Origin of the sequence: Sphingobacterium sp. UT-1RO-CII-1, from assembly GCF_026711005.1 — a bacterium.
Classification (GTDB): domain Bacteria; phylum Bacteroidota; class Bacteroidia; order Sphingobacteriales; family Sphingobacteriaceae; genus Sphingobacterium.
The window spans coordinates 78,926-99,974 of the sequence record NZ_JAPPVJ010000006.1 but is presented as its reverse complement, the minus strand read 5'-3'; the positions used below and the strand labels follow the sequence as shown (position 1 = coordinate 99,974).

The 21,049-nt window shown below is 39.4% G+C and carries 17 protein-coding genes; 14 read left to right on the top strand and 3 right to left on the bottom strand.

What is annotated here, in order from left to right; genetic code table 11:
- The first annotated feature begins 158 nt into the window (after positions 1-158).
- On the top strand, positions 159-1,253 hold the full coding sequence (locus ORI89_RS14060; RefSeq protein WP_268231134.1) for a Fic family protein: 1,095 nt from the start codon (positions 159-161) through the stop codon (positions 1,251-1,253).
- Positions 1,254-1,313: 60 nt separating this feature from the next.
- On the opposite strand, the gene ORI89_RS14055 is transcribed toward ORI89_RS14060, so the two are convergent.
- Positions 1,314-1,892: a hypothetical protein gene (locus ORI89_RS14055; protein WP_268231133.1), complete on the bottom strand. Its 579-nt coding sequence runs from the start codon at positions 1,890-1,892 to the stop codon at positions 1,314-1,316.
- A gap of 613 nt (positions 1,893-2,505) precedes the next feature.
- Here ORI89_RS14055 and ORI89_RS14050 point away from each other — a divergent pair.
- The 8 genes from ORI89_RS14050 to ORI89_RS14015 all read left to right on the top strand — a co-directional run bounded on the left by ORI89_RS14050 (position 2,506) and on the right by ORI89_RS14015 (position 8,123).
- Entirely contained in the window at positions 2,506-3,414 is a 909-nt protein-coding gene (locus tag ORI89_RS14050) for a hypothetical protein (RefSeq protein ID WP_268231132.1), read from the top strand.
- 26 nt (positions 3,415-3,440) lie between these two features.
- Positions 3,441-3,995: a helix-turn-helix transcriptional regulator gene (locus tag ORI89_RS14045; protein WP_268231131.1), complete on the top strand. Its 555-nt coding sequence runs from the start codon at positions 3,441-3,443 to the stop codon at positions 3,993-3,995.
- Between the two features lie 84 nt (positions 3,996-4,079).
- Positions 4,080-4,235 carry a hypothetical protein gene (locus tag ORI89_RS14040; RefSeq protein WP_268231130.1) on the top strand — a complete coding sequence of 52 codons (156 nt, stop codon included), beginning with the start codon at positions 4,080-4,082 and terminating at the stop codon, positions 4,233-4,235.
- Positions 4,236-4,721: 486 nt separating this feature from the next.
- Positions 4,722-5,354 (top strand): fibronectin type III domain-containing protein, encoded by a 633-nt coding sequence (locus ORI89_RS14035; RefSeq protein WP_268231129.1) that lies wholly within the window; start codon positions 4,722-4,724, stop codon positions 5,352-5,354.
- A gap of 78 nt (positions 5,355-5,432) precedes the next feature.
- Complete coding sequence (locus ORI89_RS14030; protein ID WP_268231128.1) at positions 5,433-5,819, top strand: hypothetical protein; 387 nt, start codon at positions 5,433-5,435, stop codon at positions 5,817-5,819.
- Positions 5,738-6,283, top strand: coding sequence for a CHAP domain-containing protein (locus ORI89_RS14025; RefSeq protein WP_268231127.1), 546 nt, complete (start codon positions 5,738-5,740; stop codon positions 6,281-6,283). Before ORI89_RS14030 ends, ORI89_RS14025 begins: the two co-directional genes overlap by 82 nt.
- Before the next feature lie 28 nt (positions 6,284-6,311).
- Positions 6,312-6,740: a hypothetical protein gene (locus tag ORI89_RS14020; RefSeq protein WP_268231126.1), complete on the top strand. Its 429-nt coding sequence runs from the start codon at positions 6,312-6,314 to the stop codon at positions 6,738-6,740.
- 240 nt (positions 6,741-6,980) lie between these two features.
- On the top strand, positions 6,981-8,123 hold the full coding sequence (locus ORI89_RS14015) for an Sb-PDE family phosphodiesterase (protein ID WP_268231125.1): 1,143 nt from the start codon (positions 6,981-6,983) through the stop codon (positions 8,121-8,123).
- 69 nt (positions 8,124-8,192) lie between these two features.
- On the opposite strand, the gene ORI89_RS14010 is transcribed toward ORI89_RS14015, so the two are convergent.
- Entirely contained in the window at positions 8,193-8,936 is a 744-nt protein-coding gene (locus ORI89_RS14010; RefSeq protein WP_268231124.1) for a YqjF family protein, read from the bottom strand.
- 391 nt (positions 8,937-9,327) lie between these two features.
- Here ORI89_RS14010 and ORI89_RS14005 point away from each other — a divergent pair, with 391 nt between their 5' ends.
- The 3 genes from ORI89_RS14005 (at position 9,328) to ORI89_RS13995 (ending at position 15,522) form a co-directional block, all read left to right on the top strand.
- Positions 9,328-12,438: a SusC/RagA family TonB-linked outer membrane protein gene (locus ORI89_RS14005; RefSeq protein ID WP_268231123.1), complete on the top strand. Its 3,111-nt coding sequence runs from the start codon at positions 9,328-9,330 to the stop codon at positions 12,436-12,438.
- A 23-nt stretch (positions 12,439-12,461) separates the two neighbouring features.
- Positions 12,462-13,937: a RagB/SusD family nutrient uptake outer membrane protein gene (locus ORI89_RS14000; protein WP_268231122.1), complete on the top strand. Its 1,476-nt coding sequence runs from the start codon at positions 12,462-12,464 to the stop codon at positions 13,935-13,937.
- A gap of 175 nt (positions 13,938-14,112) precedes the next feature.
- Positions 14,113-15,522 (top strand): alpha/beta hydrolase family protein, encoded by a 1,410-nt coding sequence (locus ORI89_RS13995; RefSeq protein ID WP_268231121.1) that lies wholly within the window; start codon positions 14,113-14,115, stop codon positions 15,520-15,522.
- 13 nt (positions 15,523-15,535) lie between these two features.
- Here ORI89_RS13995 and ORI89_RS13990 read toward each other — a convergent pair whose 3' ends face one another.
- A complete protein-coding gene (locus ORI89_RS13990) occupies positions 15,536-16,681 on the bottom strand; it encodes a cytochrome-c peroxidase (protein WP_268231120.1) in 1,146 nt (381 codons plus the stop codon).
- 135 nt (positions 16,682-16,816) lie between these two features.
- Here ORI89_RS13990 and ORI89_RS13985 point away from each other — a divergent pair, with 135 nt between their 5' ends.
- Both ORI89_RS13985 and ORI89_RS13980 read left to right on the top strand, forming a co-directional pair.
- Positions 16,817-19,687 (top strand): TonB-dependent receptor domain-containing protein, encoded by a 2,871-nt coding sequence (locus ORI89_RS13985; RefSeq protein ID WP_268231119.1) that lies wholly within the window; start codon positions 16,817-16,819, stop codon positions 19,685-19,687.
- 12 nt (positions 19,688-19,699) lie between these two features.
- Positions 19,700-21,004 carry a DUF4876 domain-containing protein gene (locus ORI89_RS13980; protein ID WP_268231118.1) on the top strand — a complete coding sequence of 435 codons (1,305 nt, stop codon included), beginning with the start codon at positions 19,700-19,702 and terminating at the stop codon, positions 21,002-21,004.
- Positions 21,005-21,049: the final 45 nt, after the last annotated feature.

The window sequence follows — 21,049 nt, the reverse complement described above, 5'->3', positions numbered from 1 at the left end:
GCCCGGAATAGGTTTAGGGAGGTTTTATTATGGTGTTGCAATGTTAATAATGAGTTACTTTTGAGAGGTTATAAATAGGGTGCGGAGAATATTAGGCTTATTCACCGCATTTTTTGCGGAGAATAATGATTATATTTACCGCATATATTTTTACAGCTATGGCAGTATATATACATGAACGACATAATTGGACAGATTTTCTGTGGGAAGATGAAAAAATACTAGATCTATTAAGTGAGGTGCGACACCTTCAAGGAAAGATTATTGGTAAGGTAGAGCTGTTGGGCTTTAAATTGAAGGACGAAGCAAACTTAGAAACCCTTATTCAGGATGTTGTTCAATCTTCAGAAATAGAAGGGGAAATATTAAACCCAGAGCAAGTGAGATCGTCGATAGCGACTCGGTTGGGTTTAGATAATTCTGGATTAGTAAATTTCGACCGGCATGTTGATGGCATTGTAGAGATGATGATAGATGCTACGCAGCATATAGATAAAAAGCTTAGTATAGATAGGATATTTGCTTGGCATGGCGCCTTATTTCCAACAGGAAGAAGTGGATTGTATAAAATTGAGGTTGCACAATGGCGAACTGGTGATATGCAAGTGGTGTCGGGAGGTATGGGAAGAGAGGTGGTGCATTTTGAAGCGCCAAAACCGGAAAGGCTCGCAGAAGAGATGAATACATTTATAAAGTGGTTTAATACAGATACAGGTATGGATCCTGTGCTGAAAGCCGCTATTGTTCATTTGTGGTTTGTGACAATACATCCATTTGACGACGGAAACGGGCGTATTGCACGAGCACTAACAGATATGCAATTGTCAAAGGCTGATGGTGTAAACCGACGCTTTTATAGTATATCGGCTCAAATTATGCGAGAAAGAAAAAAGTATTACACTGTTTTAGAGAAGATTCAAAAAGGAGATTCCGATATTACAGATTGGATTGTTTGGTTTCTGAACTGCCTTAAAGCAGCCATGCTTGCTTCAAGTACAATAATAGATAAAGTAGTTAGAAAGCATCATTTTTGGATGGAAAATGGTTCTAAGATAGCGAATGATCGACAGCGGATGATGCTAAATAAGTTGATGGATAATTTTGAAGGCAACCTAACTTCTTCAAAATGGGCAAAGATGAATAAAGTGTCAACGGACACTGCATTGCGTGATATTACAGATTTGGTGAAAAAAGAAGTTTTATTTAAAGCAGATTCTGGAGGCAGAAGTACCAATTATGAATTAAACTGGTAAGAACAAGTAAGAAGCGAGTGCAGCAATCTTTTATTTATTGTAGTGACGGAAAATTACAAACTACAGTCTATTTTCGAAATAATAATTTAAAGCTTTATAATATTGCCGATTGTCGGTGTAGCCCAGTAACGAGCAGACTTGTTGGATAGTAAGTTTGCCGATGACCTCAGGTAAAGAATGGTAGAGGTAGGACAGCCGCTCTTCTCGTGCTATTTTAGGAAGGCGGAGAAAAATAGCTGTCAGGTTGAGTTCGTGCTGCTTAAGAATATGATAGACGTGGTCGAGCTCAGGGTGTTGTGCGATGCCCAGCCTTAAATTGTGGTTGCTAATGCTGTAAACAACGCTATTTTGCAGAAAAATAAGTGCCGTGTTTTTGGCTGATGAGCTGTATAGGTGTTTAGTGCCCACAAAATAGCTCTGCGTAGGGCATAGCTGCTCGAGGGCAGAGCCGGTGTCGCTGATGACCTCATAGCCGAGCAAACCTTCCAAAAGAAAGCACCAGTCGTGCTTCGTCTCTTGGTTGTGAATATAGTAGCTGCCTTTACTAAACGTTTGTATCCGCCCGTGACTATAAAGAAAGTCTTGCGTAGCTTTCTCCAAAATATTGTAGCTGTTGAAATAGTGTATAACTCTGTGCATAGTTGTTTTGGTAGTGAGTTACAAAGTGTAATGATCACATGGTATTTTTCGGAACGATGAATCAGAATCAAGGGGGGATGTCTAATAGGGCTATGATGTAAGCTTTCATACAGTTACTTCTAGAGCTCGCAAGCTCGATTGTTTGTGCACGTTCGTTCCTTAGGCTGCTGCTATGGAGATTGTGCTTCAGTTGTTTAGTTGCTATCCGGCTATTTTACTAATTGGCTAGTCGTATCGCGGATAAAAGTGTGCAGACAATATGTTACACACTATAAAGACTAAGCTAGATGGTTTGAAAATATAAAAAGGCGTCCCAAAGGGACCTATGCTGTGAAATAAAGGCTAATGCTTTGTAATTGCTGTCTTAAAACGATTGTGTTTTGCTAATAGTTTGATTAGTAGAGCAGTATTTCTTATTTTAAGCGTAATTAATCAATAGTTGATATGAAGGCTAATATTTCGACCAAATATGTAGAGCTTGCGGTGAAATATTTCTTTCTGTATCAATATAAGCATACGTAGTGGGCTTATCTCACTCAGAATGATAGAGAATACAGAGAAATATTTAAGTAACTAACCAAATAGTGCAAGCTTGTAAGTAAACTTTATAAAGATGAATTTCGTGAAAAATTGTCTGACCAAGCAATGGGCTGGTCGGGGTGTTTTGGCGTTGGTAGGAGGCTATATACTATGGCTGATGCAGATCGAGATGCTGGACAAAATAGAGCCAGAAATGAATGAGCATATATTGATGTTGCTGAGCTGGACAGCTTTTATGTATGTGACTTTTTGGATAGCCGATTTATTAGTGCAGCTTGTTTTTTATTGGCGATTTCGTGATTGGAATACTTATGTAGAGTTTATAACGAAAATGTTGTTGTTTTTCTTTATAACGCTTGTGGTCTGCCCATTCTTATTTGTGAAGCTCTTAAACGGATGGTATTATTATTGGGATGGACCTGCTTATGGAAAGGAGAATATACAACGAATGGTATATCAGCTGCAGGTATGGGTATTGGCCTATTCGGCGTTTCGGGTTTTTTATAGGGCTCATAAAAAACACTTCCGTACAGAGAAAATGATGAGTAAAGTGTATCAACAGAAAAGTGTACTTAAAAAAGATCTGTTTCTCCTGAGGTACAGCGAAGATTTAGAGCATACCTTCATGTTAATAAGAAAAGGAGATGGGGGCTATAGACTTAAGAAAAATGGCATGTTTGTGAAGGACAAAAGAAGGTCGAGCGCGGTAAAGGAAGTGCTAGAAGAAGGCTATATAGAGACTTTTAAAGGCATAAATATTAATAAAAAGAGTATTGAACGCATAGATATCGAAGAGCAGAGGGTGTATTTGGTAAAAGAGGCTATGGAAGCATTGAAGCTTATGTTGGAGAAGTTTGAGGAACTGAAGGCTATAGAGGAAGGGATAAAGTCGGAGAATGGGTTGCTGAATCTCTCTCCTGTGATGGAAGCCAGGTTGAGAGAAGAAGGAAAATTGAATGATTGGCTAAACAAAGAGGACTAATTAAGCCCCTTTGTTGTATATAATTAGTGGCTATCCATATCTGTAAACCTACAGGGGGAAGAACAATATTTTATTATTGTGTGGCTGCGCTATGCCCTGCTAATATTTTTGTGATGTTGACGCCTAATCAAGTTGAAAAAATACAGAATTCCGTAAACCTAACCCTTAATTTAATTCATTTTTATATAGAAAAAAAGGGGAATCTTGTGCAACAGTTGAAGTTGGTTTATGCCTTACTGGCGGAAATGGATAGCTTGGGTGAAGAAGAGAGGCTGCTTGTACAGAAAATATATTTGATCGGATTTCCTGAGGGAAAGCCGGAGCAGAATGCTGATTCTGGAAGGGGGCAGAAAGACTTGCCAGAGCACATGTGCGTGCAGGAAGTGATTGATTATTTGGAAATAAGTAGAAGTACTTTCTATAAAGAGGTACTGGGGAAACTACTGTTTCCTGTGAAAAAAATTGGTAACAGGTCTTATTATCTCAAAGCGGATGTGATGATGCTGATGGCAAGGCATGAAAAAGGAGCATGGACCTATTCGAAATTGGCCAAAGAAAAGGAGACGAAAAATGGATCTTAACCACTTATTTAAAGAGGGTTTGATAAAATACTAAACGGAAAGCCCGCTAAAAGTGATCACTTGTTGGCAGTGGGGGATTACAATGTGACAACAAGTGTTGGCTTGTTGGCACATAGTGTTCACTTATTTCGAAAAGGCGAACACTATGTGGCTTTTACCAACCACTTAGTGACGAAAAGGGAACACATTGCGGAGAAAGGTGATCGGTTTTTGGTGCAAAGTGATTGGATTGTACTGTAAAGGGGATGCAAGTTGAGACAAAGTGATCACATTTTCACACAAAGGGATCACTTTGTGTGAAAATGTGATCACTTATAGCTACGAAGGATTCACTTGTTTGGTAAAAGTGTTCACTTGGAGTGAAATAGTTGTCGCTTAATGTTGTAATGTGATCACATTTTTGGGAAATGTGATTGCAATTTAATAACAAGGGGTTGCTTTTTCTCTTATAGTGATCAGTTGTTGATGAAATGTGTTCACTGATTGCAAAAAAGGGATCGCTGAAAGTGAAAAACAAGTCGCTAAAAGTGATGAATAGCTGGCAATGTGCTATAGAGTGTGTAAAGCTGTCCGATTTTTAGCAATAGACTGTCCGTACCTGTCCGTCTTTGTCCTAGTTTTTTATTTCGCTCGTAACCAGCGCTATGTTTGGGTAACACAATAATCCGGAGTGTTGTGGACATAGATTGTAGAACGGGAGGGAACTCCCTTTTAAAGAAATGAAAAATGAGAGTTAAAAAAGTAGTGCTCGATTATTCAGGTTTAAGTGATGATGAACTGAATACTTTGGTAGGCAAAGTGCTTGATTGTATGACAGGACATGCAACTTTTACCGCATTACCCCTAGAACTGGAGGATTTTGAGGCCGAAGTGATGGATTTTAGAACCAAATGGCAGAAGGCAAGCCGAGGAGGTAGTTTGTTGGAGATTGCCGAAAAGAACGATGCGAAAGATGTTTTGGCATTAAGCTTAAAGGATCTTGCATTTTATGTGAATAAGGTGAGTAAAGGGTCGCGCTCTTTGCTTTTGAGTTCGGGCTTGATTCTGGAAGTTGAACCAAAACCCTCTGATGTGCCAGACCAGGTGCTAGACGCTAAATTGCTAGACGGTAGGCAGAAAGGGCAAATGCAAGTGAAGTATAAGCCGGTGAGGAACGCTTTGTTATATGAATATCAAGTAACCAATATATTGGGAGAGGATAACCAACCGGTATGGCAAGAAACATTTCAGGCAAGCTCGAGCCGTGGAAATATTTATGCTGTAACGGAGCCCGACCAAATATATTACTTACGTGTGCGGGCGCGTAACAAAAGAGGCATTGGCGATTGGTCGCAGGTAGCTTCGCTGAGAGCAAGATAACATTGCGGTAGTGTATTAATTAACCTGATGCCGTGGACGGGAGGATTTTCGGACACGGCATCTTAAAATTAAAGAATCATGGATATCATGTATAATGACAATATGCTCTCTGTGGGCAGAATTGGTTTGAGAAGAGGTGCTAAACCTGTTTTTTGGCTGGGAGTATGCTTGCTTGCAGCGTGTTGGTGGTTGCTGGCTAAAGGAATACAGTTTTTTGACGGAAGGGCAGGTCTGTTAGATGTAGGTACACTAACCTTATTTATATTCGGGCTGCTGCTAGGTTGGGTGGCTGTATATGCGAGTGTGTGGCTGCAGGAGTTATTGTGGAAGCCTTTCAAGATGTTTAGGCAGCAGTTTAATATTCATTTTAATCAATTGACGTCATGGCAAAAGTGTGTGGTATATTTTTCGGTGTTCTTTTTATTGCTTTATGCAGTCCTGGCCGCATTGAAGGTGGTGTTTTAGACGAAAGGGAGCGTATTGTACAGATATCGGTAGCCGAGCTGGGTGTGCAGGAGGCGACAGGCAGGAATGATGGCCCTCGAGTGGAGGAATATCTGCGGTATACAGGCCTAGGGAAGGGGTATGAGTGGTGTGCAGCATTTGTGAGCTGGGTTTATGGGCAGGCGGGGTTTGCAGCGCCGCGTAACCCTTGGAGCCCGGCGTTGTTTCCGAAAGCAAAAACCTATGGCGGACAAACCGTTGCAATAGGGCGAAAGCAGATGAAGGCGTGGGCTACGGAGGTGATGCGGGGCGATGTGTTTGGGGTTTATGGAACGAAAGCAAAGCGCATCAATCACGTAGGTTTGGTGAAAGCGGTGCAAAGCGAGTATTTGCTGACGGTGGAAGGGAATAGCAATAATAGGGTAGAGTTGAGGCGTAGACACCGACGGACGATATATGCGTTGGCAGACTGGCTGACAGAATAGGAAGGATTACTACGAAAAAAAGAAGAAGATGGTACAGTATGTTGTTTTAGGGCTGCTGTTGCTGCTGGGGATAGCTTGCCGATCGACTAAATTTAAGCGCGAACAGTTTAGTGCAGATCGGCAAGATAGCTATGTCGAATCGCAGAATAGACAGTGGGAATTATTTGACTATATGGATAGCACAGGACGCTATTGGTATTTGAAAACAGATAGTGCTTTTTATTATCACCCGGACAGCGGGCTATGGGGCAAGCAGGGAGCAATAGCACTATGGGAAAGTAGTGTGCAACGGAAAGGGGGCTCGAGGCAAGCGGATAGCAGCTATGCGGAAAGGTTATTGGAGGAGCAATATAGCGGGGAAAGCAGCTATTTTAAAAAGTGGAAGATGAGCACATTTTGGTGGGGGCTGGGAGTAGTGTTTCTACTTACTGGGTATTTGTGGTATAGATGGAGGTGAATGGGGGGAGTGTAATCTGCTGTTGAGTTGCGCAGTCTTGTTTTCTTTTGTTCACATACTGTGGTCAATAACGGGTGGGAGTTAAAAAACGCTATTCATAGAAATACAATATGTTGTTAACATTCTCGTGATATAGCAAGCTTAGTTTTGTGGCAATTAATCAGATCAGGAAATCCTTAGTGTTTCTTTTAAGATAGTGACCGATGAGGATTTCACACCAAAAATAACAGTCATATACATATGAGAATTAAAGAAACATTATTTATTATTAGCTCGCTAATGACACTGGGGCTAACGGCACAGACAGATGATGGTGTGCAACGCTTTGATGAATTTCGCAATCCGAAAAAGCGAAACATTATTCAAATACCAGAGGTAAAAGGCATGCAGGTGCTGAAATGTGACTTCCATATGCATACGGTTTTTACAGATGGACATGTTTGGCCTAATGTACGTGTGCAGGAAGCATGGAAGGAAGGTGTGGACGCAATTTCTTTTACAGAACATGTGGAGTATACGCCCCATAAGGATGATGTAAAGCCAGGGAATTTACGCTCGTATGAGCTGGCTGAAAATATGGCGAAAGAAAATAATGTGCTGTTGATAAAAGGAACGGAAGTGACGAGAGGAACGCCACCAGGACATTTTAATGCGTTGTTTATTCATGATGACCATAACCTAGTGGTAGATAATAGCGTCGCAATGGATGAACAGGCAATACAAGCTGTAGTAGATCAAAATGCATTTATCTTTTGGAATCACCCAGGGTGGAAAGCTACGCAAATTGAAGGATCATATGAATGGCTGCCGTTTGTGGAGAAAATGTACCAAGAGAAAAAACTACACGGTATTGAAGTCGTTAATGGTTTTGGCTTTCATAAGAAAGCGCTAGACTGGGCTTTGGATAGAAACTTAACGGTTATTGGTAATACAGATATACATAATTTGATAGCGCACGATTATGATTTGGCACGTGAAGGAGTGCACCGTACAATGACATTGGTGATGGCGAAAGACCGTTCGGCAGAGGCAATCCGCGAAGCCTTGGAACAGGGAAGAACCGTAGCGTGGTCGAGTAAATACTTATTTGGAAAAGAAGAACATGTGCGCGATTTATTTGAAGCATGTGTGTCGCTTGGTAAACCTTACCACCATAAGACGAACAATAAAAATGTGCTGACGAAGTATTATGAACTGAAGAATGATAGTGATCTGTATTTTGAATTGGAACTTGTGGAAGGAGAGGGGACAAAGAAAATAGTGCTTTATCCAGGTAGTTCGCAAATTTTAACAGCAGAAGATGGACAAAAGAGCTTAAAGTATAGTGTGGTTTCAACTTATGTGCGCAGCGATAAACACTTGACAATCGATTTGACTTTATAATTCCCCTTTTTACTAAAATGAAGAAAATTATACCCATGTTTCTGTTGGTAGGGATCTCCCTTGCTAATATTATATCTCGCTCTTTCTTGCGATCGGTATATTTATAGCATTCCAGGCCAATACTTCGACCCCTTTGGAATAATGGCATAGATCGGGAGAGTTCTTAAAGTGAAGCTCTCCGATTTTGTAATCAATGTTTAAATTATGGAGCGCGAGCTTTTGAATTTCCCATTCGAGGTGGTGAATATCATAGCGGTAGAGCCGGTCTTTCTTATCTAAGTAGAGGCAATAACGTTCGGTGAGCCAGCGATCCAGTTTCGTTTTTTCTTTTTTAAGGTTACCAATGCTGTAGGTTGCAGCGAGTTGAAATCCTTTGTAGGGGTTTATAGAAGTAAATTTACCTTGCTCTCGGTGAATGATTGCTTTCTCGTAAGGCAATCCTGATAGCGTCCTAGCAACAAGAGCAGATATAGATTTTCCGGCTTCAATGTTCAGAAAATATACGCCCCGCTTTCCGTTATTATTAATATAGGTGCGGACATTAATCTCGTCAAAATCTGAAATTGCTTTCACAGAAGGTAGATAACGAGGTCTAATTTTTTCCATCGTAAAAGGTACGATAGATATGTAAGCTTTGCCGTTGAAAGTGTCTATATGTAAATCCTGAGGAACTAAAGCACGCAAAGCATCGTAAGAAACTTCCCAATGCAAAAACAAAACCCTGTTCCACTCTTGATAGTATAGCCACTTTCCTGTAGGGTAGGGAAAATCACGATGTTTGTTTTGTTTCAGTATTTCGGCGATCTTTTTCATCTGCAGATATATAAAATGAGCGGGAGACAATAGTTGTAATATATGGATTTAATAAATCATTTTGATCAACGTGGAAAAAAGTTGATTGTTTTTTGAACACTTGATAAATCTTGAACCACTAATATACTCCATTATATTGCTTTTAATGATAGTATTTTTTTTATATGTAATGCTGCTTTTAGAATAAAAATTTTATTTGTATCTGATTGATATTTAGTGAGTATTGATTTTTCTTCGGTTAAAGGATATAAATAAACTTAAAAGGGCTAATATATATTTTTATTTCAGTATTTAATACTGTATATTGTCTGCGCATTCATGTAATGCAGAACTAACTAAAGTAACATCACCTTTAACTGAGGGTGAAATAAACATTAAACAACTAAATAATATGAAACAAAAATTACTCGGTTTTATTTTTGTCTTTTTCTGCCTGTGTGCACAATCGATTGCGCAAAATAGGCAAGTAGGGGGCAGGGTTACATCATCTTTAGATGGAGCTGCGTTAAGTGGAGTTTCTGTCACTGTCATGGGGACAAGTACAGCTACGCAAACTGATGCCTCTGGAAATTATTCTATTAATGTGCCGGGAAATGGAACACTTATTTTTACTTATCTAGGCTATATTGAACAACGAATTGCTGTGGAGAGTAGGGGTAGAATTAATGTGCTTTTAGAAAGTGGCGAAACAGCTTTAGACGAGGTTGTTATTACTGGTTATACACAGGTTAGAAGAAGTCAATTCGCAGGAGCTGCATCGACTGTGTCTGCTAAAGAATTGAACGACCAACCTGTGGCATCTATTACACAGTTATTGCAGGGTAAAGCCCCCGGTGTATTAGCAAATTCAGGCAGTGGTTTACCAGGAGCGAATGCTAGAATTACAATAAGAGGTACGCAATCTATTTCTGGAGCTGGAGCTCAGCCTTTATATGTTATCGATGGAGTGCCCTCTTCAGAGTCTGCTTTCCAAACGTTGAATCATAATGATATTGAAAGCTTAACAGTTCTGAAAGATGCGAATTCAGCAGCTGTTTATGGAGCAAGAGCTGGGGTCGGTGTTATTGTAATTACAACTAAAAAGGGACGATCAGGTGGAATTGACATTACGGCGAAGACCCAATTTGGGGTGACTAAGGCTCCAAAATTTGATCGATTGAATTTGATGAGTACAGCAGAACTTTTAGCTTATGAAGAGGTTGTAGGCAGTATAGCCACACCAAATTTTGGTGCTCCAGGGTGGTTTTACAGTAGAAAAAACCCAGCAAACGCAAGTTTATCAGAAGCTCAATTAGCAGAGTACGATAGAAAGTTAGATAGTACGAGAAATATAAATACCGATTTGAGAGATGTTTTTTTCAGAACCGGAACATCGCAAACACACGAGTTGAATGCGAGTGGAGGAACAGAGGAACTAAAGTTTTTCTCATCATTAGGAGCTTTTCAGCAAGATGGTATAGATAAGACATCTGGATTGAAAAGATATACAGGAAGAACAAATGTTACTTTCAATAAAAATAATTTTTTTATGCAAGCGACAGCTTTTGGAGGTTATTCACAGACTAAACAAGCGGTAGGTGATTTTGTGGGGAATAGTGCAGTGAACCCCTTTCAAATGATTTATAGAGCAAAACCTTATGACAATCCCTATAGAGAGGATGGAAGTCTAAATTATGGTGGCGGTGGCGGAATGCTAAATAATAAAAGTGTTGCCAATGTATTAGAAAATAATATGAACACTAGAGATCACGTGCGTAGAGTAAAGTTGAATGCTAGTGTGAATTTGGAGTATACATTCTTAAATGATTTTAAAATAAAAAATATTTTAGGAATAGACGCAACTGATGCATTACGTTCTACTTATATTAATCCAGACAGTTATAGAGGTTCGCTACAAACGTATCAGAGTGGCTATGCTAGAGAAGGAAGCTCTTTTAATTCTCAGCTGATTAATACGACAAGCTTAACATATTCGAAAATTTTGAATGATGTTCATGAGTTTCAGGCGGCTGGTTATTTTGAAGGAATTCGTGTACATGAGAAAGCTATTGGTTTTACATTATATAATTTGAATAAAAGTTTGCCTTGGACTGGACAAGGAGCAGGAGCTTTACCTACAGAAGGTAATGCAACAATGCCGCAAAACGCAGCTAGTGCTCGTTCAGGGTATGGAATTAGATCTTATTTTGCAACTTTAAATTATACGTATGATGATAGAATATCCCTAAATGGTAATATACGTAGGGATGGAACATCAAGAATAGTAAATCCAGAAAATAAAGAAATTACAACTTGGTCTTTGGGGGCGATCTGGAATTTATCTAAAGAGAAATTCATGGGTAAGCAATCTATTTTCTCCGATGTACGGTTAAGAGGTTCTTATGGGGTAGTGCCAAATATAAGTAGTATTTCTTTAGGGGATTATAGCTTTTCAGGTATGCGAGTTGTAAATTATGCAGGAACACAAATGCCCGCTTATTCTGCAATAAGTTATCCAGGGTCTACAATTGGAGGGTTGTATCCGAGCAGTCCTGGAAATTATAACCTGAAGATAGAGAGAATTCATAAGGCAAATCTAGGTGTTGACTTCGGTATATATGATAACCGTGCACGTTTTGTTGTTGATTTGTATTCTAATAAGACTGTTGATATGTTCGTTAGTCAACCTATGAGCTCTACAACAGCTTTTACGTCGATGGATATCAATGCAGGAAAAATGGTGAATAAGGGTATAGAATTCCAAGTTGATGTTGACGTACTCCGTAGACAAGATTGGGGAGTGACGGTCGGACTAAATCACGCTATAAATAAAAATGAAATTACAGATCTAGGTTTGGTTGAAGAATATTTGTTGGGAACATTTATCATTAAAAAAGGACTAGCCTATGGAACGCATATCGCATATGATTATCTAGGAGCAGACCCACAAACAGGTAAGCCGATCTATAGAAAACCTGACGGAACTTCTACAACTAATTTTAGTGAAGCGGAGGAATTCTACAATTTTGGAAGCTTTGTACCTAAACATGTGGGAGGGTTTAATCTAGATGTACGTTACAAAAAAGTTACTCTCGGAGCTTTGTTTTCATACCAATTTGATGTTGTTAGAAGTAATAATACAAGAAATTGGATTACTGATGGTACGGCAGGTTATACCGGAATAATTAATCAATCAAGAGAGCTTTTAACTAACCAATGGAGGCAACCAGGAGATCAGAAGTTTTTCCCATCACCGGCATATTCTAAGAACTTTACATCCTCAGATTTGGAAAATGCTAAATTCTTAAAGCTACGTAGTGTCTCGTTGGCCTATCAGTTGCCAAACATGAAGATGAATAATGGCAAAAGTATATTTAAAGGAGGGCAAGTTTACTTTAATGGTTTTAATTTAATGGCATGGAGCCCTTGGCGCGGAGTAGACCCTGAGGATAGTGATAATCTTAGTTTGAATGAATATCCTAATCCCAAAATGTTTGTCTTCGGTTTGGATTTGAAATTTTAGATTACCACAAAATACGATACAAAATGAAAACGATATATATGTATATATGTGCTCTTATACTTTCTGCATCTCTAAGCACATCGTGTAGTAGCCTTTTGAATATTGAAGAAACTGATTTTATTGGAGGCGATTTAGCACTTAGGACAGTAAAAGACAATGAGTCTTTATTAATGGGTGCTTATAGTGCGTTGGGATCTGAAGGAGTTACTGGAGCAACAGGCTATGAAATGGGGCTCAAAATGAATGGTGTGCTGTCAGATGAGTTAAGGCATGGGGATTTTTATGTGACGCAGTCGACGCATGAATGGAAGTTTAATTACGACGATATAACAATCCGTGATACTTACATGGCAAATAGAACTTATTACCGAGTTATCGATCGCGTCAATCGAATTTTGGGCGCGCTGCCTAATGCGGTAGTAGAAGAACCCGCTGATGAAGTAAGAAGTAAGAATATTAAAGGTGAGGCTTTGTTGCTGAGAGCTTTTTCTCACTTTGAACTGTTTCGCTATTATGCGGGCAATTATAAGGATGGTGGTTTGGTAATGCCTTATATGGAGGAAGCATCGTTAGTAAATCAGGCTAGAATTGAAATGGAAGAGTATTTTACAAAGATTCTAAGGGATTTGAATGATTCTAAATCTCTGTTAAAGAATTCTCTTAGTGATGTTTATCGGATGAATTTGGTTACAGCAGATGCTTTGCATGCTAGAATTGCTTTATATATGGAAAATTGGGAAGATGCCATTAAGTATTCGACCAATTATATTAATGCTATTCCTTTAGCAACTCAAGCAGAGTTTGATAATATCTGGACAGACAAGTCGTCTGCAGAGATTTCATTTAAATTGAAAAGAACAAACGCTAGTAGAGTAGGCTCGTTTTTCTTAGGACTCTTCACAAAAACAGATGGTAAAATTATTGCACCGGCGAGTGTTTCTTGGGCTCCGTCTGAGAAATTATGGAATTCTTATGATCAAAAAAATGACGTGCGGTTTAATGCTTATTTAATAGATGAACCTATTTTGGAACAAGCGGGCAAACTACATAAGATTTTAAAAAAATATAGCGGAACAGGCTATGCTACTTCAAATGAAAATGTAGCTGATATTAAAGTTTTCCGTACGGGCGAAATGTATTTAATAAGAGCTGAAGCGAGAGCAGAAATAAATCAGTATACTGGAGCTAACAGTGCAGAAAGTGATATCAATATTTTACGAGGCCAGCGTATAACAGATTACAAAGGTGTAACCTTTGCTAGCAAAGATGTTGCTTTATCAAATATAATGGAGGAGCGTTTTAAAGAGTTAGCACTAGAAGGACATCGCTTCTGGGATTTAAAAAGAAAAGGTTTACCGGTGGTAAGGACAGGTGCTGATATACCATCGGAAGATGGCAAAACTTTAGAAGCAGGAAATTTTAGGTTTGTAATGCCTATACCAAAATCAGAAATGAATGCTAATAACTTAATGAAACAAAATCCAGGCTATAATAATTAAACATAGCTTTTTAATTTTAAGGAAATAGATTCTAAGCGAATAAACTATAGCTATCCAAAGCTGAGGTTTATTCGCTTTTTGGGTTTTAATGATTTGATACTACGGTAGGTGGTGATTTTTTTAAAAGATGCTTCCGAAAATATGTCTATCTTTAAAACATCTAATTAACTAGCTGATGATTTTAAAACTATTTTTTTCTTCTATTTTATTTATAGGCGCTACATGGCAATTAATGGGGCAGAATTTTACTGCTAATTCGATCTGGGAAGGTAAGCTAGGCAACATACGTTTAGTGTTGAAGGTGTCGGAAGATAGTGTTACGAAACAGTATAAGGCTGTTTTTGATAGCCCCGACCAAGGAGCTATGGGCTTGGAGGTATCAGACTTGAACATAACCATAGATAGTTTGACGGCTTTCTCTAAAGTAATTGGTGGGGGATATTATGGTGCTTTTAATGAAGATAAAACAGAATTAACAGGGGAATGGAGACAAGGAGGAGCTATGCCTATGCTGATGAAAAAAGTGGAAAAAGAGATAACCATTAATAGACCGCAGACACCAAAAGAACCTTTTCCCTATGTAGAAAGAAAAGTAGTGTACCATAATGAGGATAAATCTATTCAGTATGGAGCAACACTAACGATGCCGGATACAAATGTAAATGTGCCTGCTGTAATTTTAATTAGTGGAAGCGGACAGCAGGATAGGGACGAGACTTTATTCAATCATAAACCCTTCTGGGTGATTGCCGATTATTTTAGCCGTAATGGGATTGTTGTTTTAAGGGTGGACGATCGTGGTGTAGGCCAAACGACAGGTGATGTGATGGGAGCTACTTCAGCGGATTTTGCAGATGATGTTCTGGTAAGTTTGGGGTTTTTAAAGAAACAGCAAGGAATTGATATAAACAAGATGGGCTTAGTGGGGCATAGTGAAGGTGGAATGATAGCGCCGATGGCTGCAATTAAATCAAACGACGTGGCTTTTATTGTGAGCTTGGCAGGGCTTGGGGTGACGGGGATGGAGATTATGCAGAAGCAGATGAAAGCTTTTAATAAACAGCTGGAGCTGAATGCGGAAGAACGTGTTCGCTCTGATGAGTTTATAGAAATGCTATTAGGGCTTGCTGCGAAGCATCCGGATAATGAGGAGCTTAAGCCAATATTTGCCCAAGAAATGCAAGCGTGGATGGACAAACAACCCGATGATTTTCTAATGAAGATGGGCTTTAAAGGAGAGGAAGGGAATAGAAATATTGATCAGACGGCGGGTAGATTTTTTATGCCTTGGATGCGGTATTTTTTGAAGTATGATCCTGCACCGATATTGGAGCAGCTAAAAATACCGGTATTAGCCTTAAACGGAGAGAAAGATGTGCAAGTGACGGCTGCCGAAAATTTAGCAGGGTTTGAGCGCTCGTTGAAAAAAGCAGGGAATGAGAATTTTAAAATAATGTCTTTTCCTAATCTGAATCACCTTTTCCAAACGGCAGAAACTGGAGCGGTAAGTGAATATATGGATATAGAAGAGACATTCTCGCCGCAAGTTTTAGAGGTGATGCTTAATTGGATAAGAGGCTTGTAAATAGTAGGTAGATTTAACGAGGAAGGGTCTCCGGACGACGCATTCTATACTTTGTAGCGGTAATAGATTCTAAGAAAGCTTTTAGATCTTGTATCTCGGCTTTGCTTAAATTGAGTTTTTTCATTAATGGATCTGTCACAGGATGCATGGGGTCGAGTAGGGCTTCTGCGGCTGTTGGCGAATTCATTTGCATGCCACTATTGTACATGTTTAATAACCCGGTCATATCCCTAAATAACCCGTTGTGCATCCAAGGGCCAGTGTTCATAATATCACGTAAGGATGGAGTGCGGAATTTTCCGACATCTTGAGATTTATGGGTGATATGGTAAAGACCAAGATCCTCGTACTTACGTTTATAGTACGTTAACCCGATATTGTGGTAGCCATCATCTGTGAAAAATTTGCCATGATGACAGTTCATACAACGCGCTTTAACACGGAAGAGGTGTAAGCCTCGGATTTCTTGATCTTTTAAAGCATTTGTATTGCCGTCTATAAATTCATCGAAGCGGCTCCTGCGGCTCGATAAGGTGCGCTGAAACGAGGCTAAAGCCATAGTAACTTCTTTAAGATCGTAATTACTGTTGCCATAGGCATGGATGAACAGTTCGTTGTATTTAGGAATAGCCTGTAATTTGGCTATAATATCTTCGGGGTTGCTGTTCATTTCGTGATGGGCGACTAAAGGGCTCATGGCTTGGTCTTCTAAGGAGGAAGAACGTCCATCCCAGAACAACTCTTCGCGGGCATAAACATTTAATAAAGAGGGAGTATTACGTGTGCCCTCAATATGGTCGTTACCAACAGATACGGTAAGGTGGTCGGCCCAAGATGTTTGTGGGTTGTGGCAGCTGCTACAGGATATTTGATTGGACCCGGATAATAGCGGATCGAAGAAAAGTAGTTTGCCCAACTTGACATCCGGCTGCTCCATTAAAGTGAAGTAGCTGCTATCGATTTTTGGCAACGAACTAAATTCCTCCCAAATAACCCCAGAGTCAATAACAGGTTGAGGCCATAAAGATAGAGGCTGTCTGTATTGTGCAATTAAAATACTGTCGGTAAAATTATTAATTTGAACTTTCGTGTTTTTACTCCCAAACGATGCAAAAATAACTACAGATGCTAGGATAAGTAGCGCAATGTTTTTTTTCATAACCTGTTTTCTCTCCCTTTATAAAACGGTGTAAAAGTAATCTTTATTTAGAATAATTTAAAATAATTGTTTTTTAGTGGATTTATTTTATAATTTCGCCCTTATTTAGAATGATTTAAAATTACAGCGTAGTTCGTGGTGGTTATATTATTTTCTCTCCTTTCTGACGTGTGGAAGGCTTGGCAATTGTTGGCAATAGGTATGTATAAATTAGTAGGATCTTATGGTAGGCTTGGGGGCAGTGTGATTATTTATTGTTTATTGTTCATGGGGTCGGTGATGGTGGTGAATGCACAAGATCTTGTTTTGAGCGGAGAGGTGTTGGATGTGAAAAAACAGCCGTTAGAGGGGGTGCGTGTACAAATTGTCGAGTTGGGTATACAGAGTACGACGAATAGTAAAGGGCAGTATTTTCTACATGCTCCGACACTTAGGGCTGGCGGAGCTTATAATGTAGAATGGACATATATAGGAAAGAAAACCATTAAGAGGCAAGTTAAAACCGAAGAAGCAGGACGTATAGCCTCTGTTGTGATGGTGGATAATAGCTTAATGATTGAGGATATTCCCGTTGTGGCGGGGGAGGGAGAGCGAAGCAATTCGTCTATGGTATTCGATAGAGAAATGATAGAGCGTTTTCCAGCCCTGAGCTTGAATGATTTGTTGAATAGATTGCCCAATAGGGAAAATGTGGCGCCTTCAGTGCAGGATATGCAAAACCTAACATTAAGGAGTGCCTTTACTGAAACAATAGCTGGAGTGCGGAATGTGCAAGAATTGAATAACGCTTTTGGAGTGGCCATTATTGTGGACGATATGACGATGAGTAATAATGGAAATATGCAAGGAAGGAATGTCAGTAATTTTGGGATGGGAAATGCGACACATTCGATTCGGCCAAGCGACTATGGATTTAAAGGAAACCCTAGTAGCAATAAATCTTATTCGGGAGAAAATGTATTCGGCGGTATTGACTTGAGGCAAATACCTGTGGAAAATATTGAAAGGATAGAAGTGATTTCGGGAGTGGCACCTGTGCGCTATGGCGATATTTCGAATGGTGCGGTGCTAGTGGATAGACAAGCCGGCAGGACACCTGCATTTTTTAGGACGCAGGTGCGTAGTAACGCTACTTCTTACGGTTTATCTAAAGGCTTCGGATTGGGCGATAAGTTAGGATCCTTAAATGTAGATATAGGTTATGTAACCTCATATGCGGATAATAGAGATAAGCTAAAAGAATATAAACGTATTAATGGAAACATGATATGGACCAATTACTTGGATAGAAGTAAACGGTTGAAACAGCACGTGTCTTTTGGGTATTCTAAGATTATTGATCAGGTAAATCATGACCCAGATGATAGTACCTCGCCGGCAGTGAAGTATGGTGGTTATAATTGGGATGTTTCGGCACGAACAAGTTTGAGCTTGAATCGATCTTTCCTAAAGAAGATAAACTTTAATATGGGCTTTCGTGAAGGTAGCCAAGTGACGTATAGAGAAACAGATGTAAACGTGGCTTACGTATTGTATACACATGAAACGTTAGGCGGGATATATGAGGGTAATTATGCAGAGGGAATTTATACAGCGATAGACCATGTGGATAATAAACCTATAAACGCTTCGGCAAGACTGGAAGCGGATGGCTTGTTTTATACGGGAGTAATATTGCACCGTGTTAATTTTGGCTCTAATTATAGTTATGATTATAATTTGGGGAAAGGACGTATGTACGATCCTAGTATGCCGACACGTAATCAAGGAGGAGCAGCGAACTCGGATAGGTATTATGATTTTTCGTTAGCAAAACCCTTACATAATTTAGGGTTTTACGCAGACGATGCTATGCGCATGCCTATCGGAGAGAGGGAGCTTGCCATGCGGGTGGGGCTGCGAGGAGATGTGATGAACGGGCACTTTTCATTGTCGCCACGTGTAAATATGAATATGCAACTCAATGATCGCTTAAATGTAGGGGTTGCTTATGGGCTTTCGTATAAAGCGCCCGGTTTAGCACAATTGTATCCAGGGCCTAAGTTTGAAGATATTATTCTACTAAATGCTTACAATGGTATTCAGGCAGAAAGCACATCTAGGATTTATGTGCGACGCTATGAGGCCGATAATAGCAACTTAAAAGCAAGTTTAGGACAGACACTCGAGGCAAGTTTATCATGGAGAAGTGGAGGGCATGTGTTACGGGCAAATATTTTTTATAAACGAAACTCAAGAGGTATTAATACGGTGAATGATTTAGAAGTTATTCATTTGCCTTCTTATGAGGCAACAGCTGTTGTAGGAGAAAAACCGAAGGTAGAGGAAACTGGGACTACGAGATACTTGGTTCAAAACCCACGTTTTGATAATGATTTGAAGACTAGTAATAAGGGGGTGGAGTTGATTTATGCTAGCCCGAAGATTAGTGCTTTAAAGACTAGCTTTTCTGTAACGGCAGGGCTTACGTCTGCTGAAAACAGTAGAAAAAGTTTGGAATCGGAGACTATATCGGCTGAGAATATGGATGCTACAGGCGTTCGATATGCCCAGTATAGTGCGACTATGAGTAAGGTATATCTAAGTCGGGCATCAATTCGGTCGTCGACGCATATACCTGCTTTACGCTTTATTTTGGAACTAAGCGCAGATGTACAATTAATGAATTACAATAAAATAGCTTGGAATGACTTGGTGCCTCGAGGCTATTATAACGTTGGATTAGAGTATTTTCCTATAGAACAATATGACCCGAATAACGAAGTGCATAGCTTTCTGTATGAACAAAGAAAAATTAAATTAGATAGACTAAACAACTCGAGCAATTTGATGTACTGGAATTTTAATTTGAGTATGGCTAAAGAGATCGGTAAAAATATATATCTATCGTTTAATGTGTATAATTTCTTGGATTATCAGCCCCGCTTTTATAAAAATGATGGAATAACTATAAAGGCACCGAATAGTTCTCCAAATTATGGAGCACAATTAACTTACAAATTTTAATATGACATGTATATGAGAATTATTTATTTACTTCCGCTTTTGATGCTGCTAGTTACAGCATGTTCTAAAGATACGCCTGACCAACAGCCAGTTGACCTGACAGTGAAGCTGAGTTATGCAGCACAAGAGTTTAACGGTAGGTTGGACTTGACCGATGTGAAGGTACAGGTGAAAAACTTATCTAATAATGTATTGGCAGAATATCAGGCAAAAAACGGCTCTCTTTTATTAGAAAATTTGGCTGCAGGACAATACGACATAGTGGCGTCAATTACTTTTTCTAAAGACAGATTTAATGAGCTGACAGGTGGCGACAGTCAAGAAGAGGTTACTTTTAACGCGTCTCTGTCTAAAGTTTCTTTATTAGCTTCTCAAGTGGTTGAGATGCAATTGATGGCTGGTAAGATGGGCGAATTTGTTATTAAACAAATATATTATGCAGGCTCTGACAATAAGGATGGTGCTCTTTTTAGGGATCAATTTTTTGAGATACATAATAACTCAGACCGTGTTTTATATGCAGACAGTTTATATTTTGGCCGATTATGGGGACGCCAAAGTATGGCAAGACAGGTGGAGTATTACTTGCCAAATAATCAGTTTGATTGGAGTAAAGCAGAGGGGATGAAGATGGGGGGGGAAGCAAATACAGACTACGTATATTTTAGAGACCTTTTTATGATACCAGGGAATGGAAAAACATATCCTGTACAACCGGGTAAAAGTATAGTGATCGCGCAGAATGCACTGAACCATAAAGTGCCTTTTGTAGGCAATAATGGGAAAGAAGTGTCGGTGCGAAATCCTGATTTGACGGTAGATTTGTCAAAGGCTGACTTTGAAGTCTATTACGGAGATATTCCAGGACATAAAATTTTTGCTTCGGATATAGATAACCCGAGTGTGCCGAATGTGGAAATTTTAGAGTATACAGGTAATGATTGGATACTGGATAATTTGGGACGTGATGCTTATGCTATTTTTAAAACGTCATATCGTGTAGCGGTAGATGCTTTAGGAAAGTATGCTCAACCATCCATTGCTAAGCCTTCTGCAGATGCAAAAAAGTATAAACAGGTGCCTGTTAAATGGTTGGAAGATGTGGTTGAAGTGCAACCACATATTAACGATAACCGTATACCTAAAAAAGTAAGTGCCTCGCAGGATGCAGGTTTTACTTTTGTGAATTTGGGGGCTTATTCTTCGCAATCGGTGATCAGGAAGTCAGTGGTGAGCAGTGGTAAATTGCAGGATACTAATAATTCGACAGAAGATTTTGTAGTGATTAAGGCCAACCCATACGGTTTTGCAAATTAGTTTTAAGATATGTCCTCGTCGGGCTTAACTGACGAGGACTTTATA

Excerpts from the sequence above, each read along its gene's own strand:
- ORI89_RS14020 (WP_268231126.1), top strand. The coding sequence starts at position 6,312 with ATGGTACAGTATGTTGTTTTAGGGCTGCTGTTGCTGCTGGGGATAGCT.
- ORI89_RS14010 (WP_268231124.1), bottom strand. The coding sequence starts at position 8,936 with ATGAAAAAGATCGCCGAAATACTGAAACAAAACAAACATCGTGATTTT.
- ORI89_RS13980 (WP_268231118.1), top strand. The coding sequence starts at position 19,700 with ATGAGAATTATTTATTTACTTCCGCTTTTGATGCTGCTAGTTACAGCA.
- ORI89_RS14055 (WP_268231133.1), bottom strand. The coding sequence starts at position 1,892 with ATGCACAGAGTTATACACTATTTCAACAGCTACAATATTTTGGAGAAA.
- ORI89_RS14050 (WP_268231132.1), top strand. The coding sequence starts at position 2,506 with ATGAATTTCGTGAAAAATTGTCTGACCAAGCAATGGGCTGGTCGGGGT.
- ORI89_RS13990 (WP_268231120.1), bottom strand. The coding sequence starts at position 16,681 with ATGAAAAAAAACATTGCGCTACTTATCCTAGCATCTGTAGTTATTTTT.
- ORI89_RS14030 (WP_268231128.1), top strand. The coding sequence starts at position 5,433 with ATGGATATCATGTATAATGACAATATGCTCTCTGTGGGCAGAATTGGT.
- ORI89_RS14015 (WP_268231125.1), top strand. The coding sequence starts at position 6,981 with ATGAGAATTAAAGAAACATTATTTATTATTAGCTCGCTAATGACACTG.
- ORI89_RS14060 (WP_268231134.1), top strand. The coding sequence starts at position 159 with ATGGCAGTATATATACATGAACGACATAATTGGACAGATTTTCTGTGG.
- ORI89_RS14005 (WP_268231123.1), top strand. The coding sequence starts at position 9,328 with ATGAAACAAAAATTACTCGGTTTTATTTTTGTCTTTTTCTGCCTGTGT.
- ORI89_RS14025 (WP_268231127.1), top strand. The coding sequence starts at position 5,738 with ATGGCAAAAGTGTGTGGTATATTTTTCGGTGTTCTTTTTATTGCTTTA.
- ORI89_RS13995 (WP_268231121.1), top strand. The coding sequence starts at position 14,113 with ATGATTTTAAAACTATTTTTTTCTTCTATTTTATTTATAGGCGCTACA.
- ORI89_RS14000 (WP_268231122.1), top strand. The coding sequence starts at position 12,462 with ATGAAAACGATATATATGTATATATGTGCTCTTATACTTTCTGCATCT.
- ORI89_RS14035 (WP_268231129.1), top strand. The coding sequence starts at position 4,722 with ATGAGAGTTAAAAAAGTAGTGCTCGATTATTCAGGTTTAAGTGATGAT.